Below are 7,412 nucleotides of genomic sequence, written 5' to 3'. Positions count from 1 at the left end.
TCATTGAATCTCAAGGAGTTTTCCGTTTCGACTGCGCCGGAAGTGGGGCGAATTATAGACTTCCAGAATCTGCCGTCAACCCTTAATTTCGCTTTTCTATCTTTAGCCCCACATGACACTTAAATATGCCCTGCATATAGACGGAATCGCTGCATATGCGCAATATACTGCTCAACGCAGCCTCCTCGCCTTTATTCTGGACGACACTTCGTAATGACGCTCCCCCCACATCGCAGCCTGGCCTCCACCCTCTACCCGGTTGCCCTGCTATTGATAGCCATGGCTTCCATTCAAACGGGAGCCTCCCTCGCCAAAAGCATGTTCCCGGTAGTGGGTGCACAAGGCACTACGACGCTGCGACTCATTTTTGCCAGCCTCATCATGCTGTTAATGCTACGCCCCTGGCGCGCCAAGCTCACCGGTCAATCCCTGCGCACGGTGATCGTTTACGGCATGGCACTGGGGGGTATGAACTTCCTCTTCTATATGTCCGTTCGCACCGTTCCACTGGGCATTGCCGTAGCGTTGGAATTTACCGGGCCTCTGGCAGTCGCCATTTACGCCTCGCGCCGGGCGATCGACTTTCTCTGGATTGCCTTGGCAGTGGTTGGCCTGCTGCTGCTCATACCGACCGGCGCGACCAGTGCCGGTATCGATCTGGTTGGCGCCGGCTACGCGCTGGGCGCCGGTTTCTGCTGGGCGTTGTACATCCTGTTCGGCCAGAAAGCCGGAGCGGACAATGGCGTACAGACTGCCGCACTGGGCGTCATGATCGCGGCCCTGTTCGTCGCGCCTATCGGTATTGTCCACGCTGGCGCCGCACTGCTCACACCAAGCCTGATTCCAATCGCCATCGGCGTGGCCATCCTGTCCACAGCCCTGCCCTACACGCTGGAAATGATCGCCCTGACTCGAATGCCCGCGCGCACTTTCGGCACCCTGATGAGCGTCGAACCGGCAATCGCGGCCTTGTCGGGGCTCGTCTTTCTCCAGGAATACTTGTCCCTGGCCCAATGGATGGCCATTACCTGCATCATCCTCGCGTCGGTGGGCGCAACGCTGACCATGGCCAGCACCGCAAAGCCTGCTGTCGCGGTAGATTGAATCAGGATTTAACGAAGGTCTGGCATTTGCCGCGCATTTAGGCCATGTTTAGGCCAGTAACCTAATGCCAGACATGGATTTTTTCATACAGGACGTCATGAACGCTTCAAGCCAGAGCGAACACGATCGCACGCAGACATAAGATCCGCGGCGGTCATAAGGACGGGAATGAAACGAATTTTGATACTGATCGCCGTACTTGCAATAGCGGGCTGTGCGGCAACCTCGAAAAGTGAAGTCAAACGCGGCAAAAAGGGTCTGCACATCAACTGCTCCGGCCTGTCCTCATCCTGGGACCAGTGCGCTGCCAGTGCCGCCAATTCATGTGCTCCCAAGAGTTACAAGGTCATTGCCAAGTCCGGCGACGCCGTCGAAGAACCCGGGGATTATCCCTTCGGGCTCAATCCCGCCGGCTACACGAGCCGCAGCATGATCGTCATCTGCAAATAAATCACCTTAACCGAGCCCCTGCTCGGCGATTCGACGACTGATTTCCTCATGGCTGGACCTGAGGACGTCACGCTGGACCTGCGGCGTGACCAGCATCCGCGCGACAACCAACGCCCCCACGCATTGAGACAGAATGGCCCAGGCCAGGCTGTCGCTTCCCAATATCCGTGCCCAGCTTTCGTGCAAACGACAGATCCATGTTTGCGCCGCCTCCCTCACCTGGGCATCCGATCGTGCGATCTCAGCGCCCAGTACCGGTAACGCACATCCTGCCTCGGGCTGCTCGACATGGCTCATGCTCAAGTACTGCTTGAGGCAGCGCTCCAGTTTCATCGAGTCCATGGCGCCGTCGCCGCTCAAGCGATCCAGGCTCTGAGCCAACTCCCGCTCAACAATGGCCTTGAAAAGCTCATCCTTGGACGAGAAATGGCTATAGAACGCACCGCCACTCAACCCGATCGCCTTCATCAGACCGTCGACACCGACCGTAGAGAAACCGGATTTCTTGGCGGAGACGGCACTGCTGGCGAGCAGTTTCTCGCGGGTTTCCATTTTGTGATTGGCTGAATAACGCATGGTCCTGCCCCTGATTGCTCACCTTGACGCTTGCCGGACCTTAGCATAACGTCCGTTTAGTTAACGATCGTTTACCCATGAGGCTGACCATGAATAACAAGAAGGTCGTACTGGTTGTTGGCGCGGGCGATGCCACCGGCGGAGCGATTGCCAAACGCTTTGCGCAGGAAGGTTTCGTGGCCTGTGTTACCCGTCGCAGCGCTGACAAACTCCAGCCGCTTGTGGATGGAATCCGCGCTCAAGGCGGCGAAGCCCACGGGTTTGCCTGTGATGCACGCAAAGAAGACGATGTGATCGCACTCATCGAGCAAATCGAGAACCAGATCGGCCCGATCGAAGCCTTTGTGTTCAACATCGGCGCCAACGTTCCCTGCAGCATCCTCGAAGAAACCGCACGCAAGTATTTCAAGATTTGGGAGATGGCCTGTTTCTCAGGTTTTCTCAATGCACGGGAAGTGGCCAAGCGCATGGTCAAGCGCCAACGCGGAACCATTCTGTTTACCGGGGCGACGGCGGGATTGCGCGGCGCTTCAGGGTTCGCTGCATTCGCAGGCGCCAAACATGGCATCCGCGCACTGGCCCAAAGCATGGCCCGGGAGCTGGGGCCGCTGAATATTCATGTGGCCCATGTGGTGGTGGACGGCGCCATCGACACTGACTTCATCCGCGATCATTTCCCGGAAAAATATGCCACCAAGGATCAGGACGGCATCCTGAATCCTGAACACATCGCCGACAGCTATTGGTATCTGCATAGCCAACCTCGCGACGCCTGGACCTTCGAGCTGGACCTGCGCCCCTGGAATGAACGCTGGTAAACCCTCCCCGTACAACAAGAGAGCAGATACCATGAGCAAATCAGTGGAGTTTTACTTCGATCTCGGCAGCCCGACCACGTACCTGGCCTATACCCAGTTGCCGGCGTTGTGCGCACAGACAAACAGCCAGTTGATCTATCGTCCGATGTTATTGGGCGGCGTCTTCAAGGCAACCGGCAACGCATCACCGGCGACAGTGCCAGCCAAGAACCCTTACCTGTTCAAGGATCTGAATCGCTTCGCCAAGCGCTACGGTGTCGCCTTCCAGTTCAATCCACACTTCCCCGTCAATACACTGCGGCTGATGCGAGCGGTGACCGCCATGCAACTGCGCCATCCCGAACGCTTCGAGGCCTTCGTCGATTGCCTGTTCCGCGCCTTTTGGGTGGACGCCCGTAACCTCAATGACCCCGCGACTGTCGCAGCGGTCCTGAACGAAGGCGGTTTCGACGCCGACCATGTGCTGGCCCTGACGAACGACGAGCAGGTCAAGCAAGCACTCAAGAGCGCCACCGAAGACGCCATCGGACGCGGCGTGTTCGGTGCCCCGAGCATGTTTGTCGGTGACGAGCTGTTCTTCGGCCAGGATCGGCTGGACTTCGTCCGTGAAGCCCTCGCCTGATCCTCTACCTCAAATCGCCATCGTCCGGGTGTTGAGCCACTGCAGCGCGGCACCGTCCAGCAACGGGCTCAATCGACGCTGAACCTCGGCGTGGTAGGCGTTGAACCAGTCTTTTTCATCCTGGGTCAGCAGCGAAGGCTCCAGGCAACGGGTGTCGATCGGGCACAGCGTGAGGGTTTCGAACTCAAGGAACTCGCCGAACTCGCTGCTTCCGGCTTCGCGATTCAACACCAGGTTCTCGATGCGCACACCCCAGCGGCCGGGACGATAAGTGCCCGGCTCGATCGAGGTGATCATGCCGGCCTGCATCGCCGTTTGCGGCGCGGCAGCGGCTTGATAGGCAATCACCTGCGGGCCTTCGTGGACATTGAGGAAATAGCCGACACCATGGCCGGTACCGTGGCCGTAATCGACTTGCTCCGCCCAGATCGGCGCACGGGCGATGGCATCCAGCAAGGGCGAAAGAATGCCCCGCGGAAATTTGGCCCGGGACAGGGCAATCACACCCTTGAGCACACGGGTGCAGTCACGTTTCTGCTCGGCGGTGGGTGTTCCGACCGGCACCATGCGGGTGATGTCAGTGGTGCCCCCAAAGTACTGGCCCCCGGAATCGATCAGCAACAGGCCATCACCTTCGATGACGGCATGGGCCTCTTGCGTGGCGTGGTAATGGGGCATCGCGCCGTTGGCGTTAAAGGCGGCGATGGTATTGAAGCTTAAGGAAACGAAATCCGGCCGACGTGTGCGGGCGGCAGTCAGGTGCTCGTCGATGGTCAACTCGGTGATGCGCTCGCGCCCCCAGGCCCCTTCCAGCCAGGCGAAGAATTCACAGAGCGCCGCGCCGTCCTGCTCCATGACCCGACGGATGTGTTCGGCGTCGGCCAGGCTTTTACGGGACTTGGCCAGCGTCGTTGGATTGAGGCCTTCGATCAGCTTCACGCCACTGCCCAGGTTATCCAGCAAACCAACCGTCACCCGCGCTGGATCGACCTGCAGATTTGCGCCGTCCGGCACTTCGCGCAACGCGGCGGCGGCTTCGCTGTAATCGCGCAGGGTCACGCCGTCCTGCTCCAGAATCGCCCGCAGCGCTGCGTCAACCTTGTCCAGGGCCACGAACAACGTTGCTTGCTGCTGGCTGATCAAGGCAAAGGAAACGAACACGGGGTTGAACGACACATCTGCTCCGCGCAGGTTGAACAACCAGGCGATGTCATCCAGCGTGGCGATGAAATGCCAGTCGGCACCACGCTCCTGGAGGGATTCGCGCAGCTTGGCGAGTTTTTCGACCCGGCTGACGGTCGCCTGGGGCGGCAAATGGGCGTAGACCGGTTGATCCGGCAAGCCTGGACGATCGGTCCAGACGTCCTTGAGCAGGTCGATGTCGGTGCGCAACCGCGCGCCGCGTTCGGCGAGCTTGCCGCCCAGGGTGCGGGCCGATGCCACGGCCATGACCGCACCGTCGACCGCAACCACTGCGCCTTCAGGCGTTTGTTCGGCCAGCCAGTCCAGGGGACCGGGCTGGCCTGGAATCAGCTTGACCAGCTCGATACCACTGCCCTCCAGCTCCTTGGTGGCCTGCTCCCAGTAACGGCTGTCGGCCCAGACGCCGGCGAAACTGCCGGTCACGATCAAGGTACCCACCGAACCATGGAACCCCGACAACCATTGCCGCCCCTGCCAATAACCCGGCAAGTATTCAGACAGGTGCGGGTCGGCCGATGGCACCAGCAGCGCGTGAATACCCTCGCGGCTCATCAGTTGGCGGATTCGGGCCAGGCGCTGGGGAACCAGTCCATGGGGCAAAGGCTCGGTGCTCATTGTTTCTCCTGCTCATTGATATTGTTGTTCGATGCCGAATTCGGCTTATGGGGTCGTGGCCCAGAACGCCGGCGCAGTCGCGCACGCCGCCTTGATCAGCCGCACCGCCTCGTCGATATCCTGCTCGGTGGTAAAGCGCCCCAGGCTCAAGCGGATGGTCCGCCCGGCCGCACGGGCATCGTGCCCCAGGGCCAGCAGCACGTGGGACGGGGTGTTGTGCGCCGAATTGCAGGCCGAGGTCGCGGAAAATGCAATCGATGCGCCCAATGTCGCTGGGTTGAACTCACCTTCGTTGAACGTCAGGCTCAGCGTGTGGGGAATCCGCCGGCTCGCACTGCCGTTTATGCGCACACCAGGCAACGCCAGCAGCGGCTCGAGCAAACGATTGCGCAACCGGGCGATTTTAGCGAGTTCTTCGTCGAATGCCGCGGCTGCCAGTTCGAATGCGGCGCCCATGGCTGCAATCTGGTGGGTCGCCAGGGTTCCGGAGCGCAAACCGCCCTCATGTCCACCGCCATGGATCTGCGCCGCTAGCCGTGGCCGGGCACGGTCGCCGACGTAGAGCGCACCGATGCCCTTGGGGCCGTAGATTTTATGCGCGGAAAAGGACATCAGGTCCACCGGCCAGCGAGACAGGTCGATCTGCACCTTGCCAGCGCCCTGGGCCGCGTCCACATGGAACAACGCACCGTGCTCGCGAACGATCTCGCCGATGGCGATGACGTCGTTGACGGTGCCCAGTTCGTTGTTCACCAGCATCAGCGAGACCAGGAACGTGTCTTCGCGCAACGCCTCGCGAACCGCTTGCGGGCTGATCAGGCCCTCGGCGTCCGGCGCCAGCCAGGTAACCGCGACGCCACTTTCCTCGAGCTGGCGCGCGGTATCGAGAATCGCCTTGTGCTCGATCAGGCTGGTGATGACATGGCCGGCGGAACCACTGCGTGCCTGGGCCACACCCTTAAGGGCCAGGTTGTTGGATTCGGTGGCGCCGGAAGTCCAGACGATCTGTTCGGGCTGGGCCCCCACCAATTGCGCCACCTGCTGGCGGGCACGCTCCACCGAGCGCCGGGCCTCCTGGCCGAAGGCATGGGAACTGGACGCCGGGTTGCCGAAGTTGCCGTCAAAACCCAGACACTCGACCATGACCCGGATGACCCGCTCATCCACCGGCGTGGTGGCGGCGTAATCGAAATACAAAGGACGTTTATTCATAGGAAACTCGCAGAGCCTGCTCCGGGATCAGGCGCCCTCGTTGGGTTCGAGACAAGCAATACCTGATCAAAGACCTTAAAGAAGTCGGACTTCGTTTAAAAGTGCGTAGGAACGCTCCTGAACAGCGAGCTTAGCAGGCATCGCCTCGAAGCTCAGCCCTCAACTGATGCTTTCGAGCAACAACGGATACATCGACGCGACCAACAACAGCGCCATGCCCCAGTTGAACACGCGCAGCCAGCGACGATCACGCAACAGGTTGCGCAACAGGCTGCCGCACACCACCCACAGGCTCACGCTTGGCAGGTTGATCAAGGCAAACACCGCCGCAATCACCAGCACATTGAAGAAATAACCCTGGAGTGGCGTGTAGGTACTGATGGCGCCGATGGCCATGATCCAGGCCTTGGGATTGACCCATTGGAACGCCGCTGCGCCCCAATAGCTGATCGGCGTATTGTTCCCCGGCTGGCTGTCCGAAACCGGGCCGGAGTGGGCTATTTTCCACGCCAGGTACAACAGGTACGCCGCGCCGATGTAGCGCAACGCGGTATAGAGCAGTGGATAAGTCTGGAACACCGCGCCCAGGCCAAGGCCCACCGCCAGCACCAGGGAAAAGAAGCCGCAGGTAATACCCAGCATGTGCGGAATGGTGCGGTTGAAACCGAAATTGACACCCGAGGCCAGCAACATGGTGTTGTTAGGACCTGGCGTGATCGAAGTCACCAGGGCAAACAGGGCGAAGCCCAGCAGCAGGTCAAGCGAAAGGGTCATGTCAGGTCAGTCCATCAGGGGCGGTCAGTCAAGTCATG

8 protein-coding genes are annotated in these 7,412 nt (G+C 60.2%); 4 read left to right on the top strand and 4 right to left on the bottom strand.

Going from position 1 to position 7,412, the window contains the following annotated elements:
- Positions 1 to 213 precede the first annotated feature (213 nt).
- The gene (rhtA, locus tag BM317_RS15435; protein WP_092168732.1) at positions 214 to 1,104 is read left to right on the top strand and encodes a threonine/homoserine exporter RhtA; all 891 of its coding nucleotides are present in this window, start codon (positions 214 to 216) and stop codon (positions 1,102 to 1,104) included.
- A 168-nt stretch (positions 1,105 to 1,272) separates the two neighbouring features.
- A complete protein-coding gene (locus BM317_RS15430; protein WP_060741372.1) occupies positions 1,273 to 1,554 on the top strand; it encodes a hypothetical protein in 282 nt (93 codons plus the stop codon).
- A gap of 6 nt (positions 1,555 to 1,560) precedes the next feature.
- Here BM317_RS15430 and BM317_RS15425 read toward each other — a convergent pair whose 3' ends face one another.
- The gene (locus BM317_RS15425) at positions 1,561 to 2,130 is read right to left on the bottom strand and encodes a TetR/AcrR family transcriptional regulator (RefSeq protein WP_092168729.1); all 570 of its coding nucleotides are present in this window, start codon (positions 2,128 to 2,130) and stop codon (positions 1,561 to 1,563) included.
- 89 nt (positions 2,131 to 2,219) lie between these two features.
- Here BM317_RS15425 and BM317_RS15420 point away from each other — a divergent pair, with 89 nt between their 5' ends.
- On the top strand, positions 2,220 to 2,948 hold the full coding sequence (locus BM317_RS15420) for an SDR family oxidoreductase (RefSeq protein WP_092168726.1): 729 nt from the start codon (positions 2,220 to 2,222) through the stop codon (positions 2,946 to 2,948).
- A 31-nt stretch (positions 2,949 to 2,979) separates the two neighbouring features.
- Positions 2,980 to 3,570, top strand: coding sequence for a 2-hydroxychromene-2-carboxylate isomerase (locus tag BM317_RS15415; protein WP_092168723.1), 591 nt, complete (start codon positions 2,980 to 2,982; stop codon positions 3,568 to 3,570).
- Between the two features lie 9 nt (positions 3,571 to 3,579).
- On the opposite strand, the gene BM317_RS15410 is transcribed toward BM317_RS15415, so the two are convergent.
- From BM317_RS15410 to BM317_RS15400, 3 genes are all read right to left on the bottom strand, one after another.
- Positions 3,580 to 5,388 (bottom strand): aminopeptidase P family protein, encoded by a 1,809-nt coding sequence (locus tag BM317_RS15410; RefSeq protein WP_092168719.1) that lies wholly within the window; start codon positions 5,386 to 5,388, stop codon positions 3,580 to 3,582.
- A 45-nt stretch (positions 5,389 to 5,433) separates the two neighbouring features.
- A complete protein-coding gene (locus tag BM317_RS15405; protein ID WP_092168715.1) occupies positions 5,434 to 6,600 on the bottom strand; it encodes a cysteine desulfurase family protein in 1,167 nt (388 codons plus the stop codon).
- Between the two features lie 159 nt (positions 6,601 to 6,759).
- A complete protein-coding gene (locus BM317_RS15400; protein WP_053123629.1) occupies positions 6,760 to 7,374 on the bottom strand; it encodes a LysE family translocator in 615 nt (204 codons plus the stop codon).
- Between the last annotated feature and the right edge of the window lie 38 nt (positions 7,375 to 7,412).

The sequence above is a fragment of the Pseudomonas sp. NFACC24-1 genome, assembly GCF_900115235.1.
In the GTDB taxonomy this organism is placed as follows: Bacteria; Pseudomonadota; Gammaproteobacteria; order Pseudomonadales; family Pseudomonadaceae; genus Aquipseudomonas; species Aquipseudomonas fluorescens_AA.
This window is presented reverse-complemented; position numbering and strand designations above follow the sequence as displayed.

Coding starts and splice junctions, on each gene's coding strand:
- BM317_RS15420 (WP_092168726.1), top strand. CDS start 2,220: ATGAATAACAAGAAGGTCGTACTGGTTGTTGGCGCGGGCGATGCCACC.
- BM317_RS15405 (WP_092168715.1), bottom strand. CDS start 6,600: ATGAATAAACGTCCTTTGTATTTCGATTACGCCGCCACCACGCCGGTG.
- BM317_RS15425 (WP_092168729.1), bottom strand. CDS start 2,130: ATGCGTTATTCAGCCAATCACAAAATGGAAACCCGCGAGAAACTGCTC.
- BM317_RS15410 (WP_092168719.1), bottom strand. CDS start 5,388: ATGAGCACCGAGCCTTTGCCCCATGGACTGGTTCCCCAGCGCCTGGCC.
- rhtA (WP_092168732.1), top strand. CDS start 214: ATGACGCTCCCCCCACATCGCAGCCTGGCCTCCACCCTCTACCCGGTT.
- BM317_RS15415 (WP_092168723.1), top strand. CDS start 2,980: ATGAGCAAATCAGTGGAGTTTTACTTCGATCTCGGCAGCCCGACCACG.
- BM317_RS15400 (WP_053123629.1), bottom strand. CDS start 7,374: ATGACCCTTTCGCTTGACCTGCTGCTGGGCTTCGCCCTGTTTGCCCTG.
- BM317_RS15430 (WP_060741372.1), top strand. CDS start 1,273: ATGAAACGAATTTTGATACTGATCGCCGTACTTGCAATAGCGGGCTGT.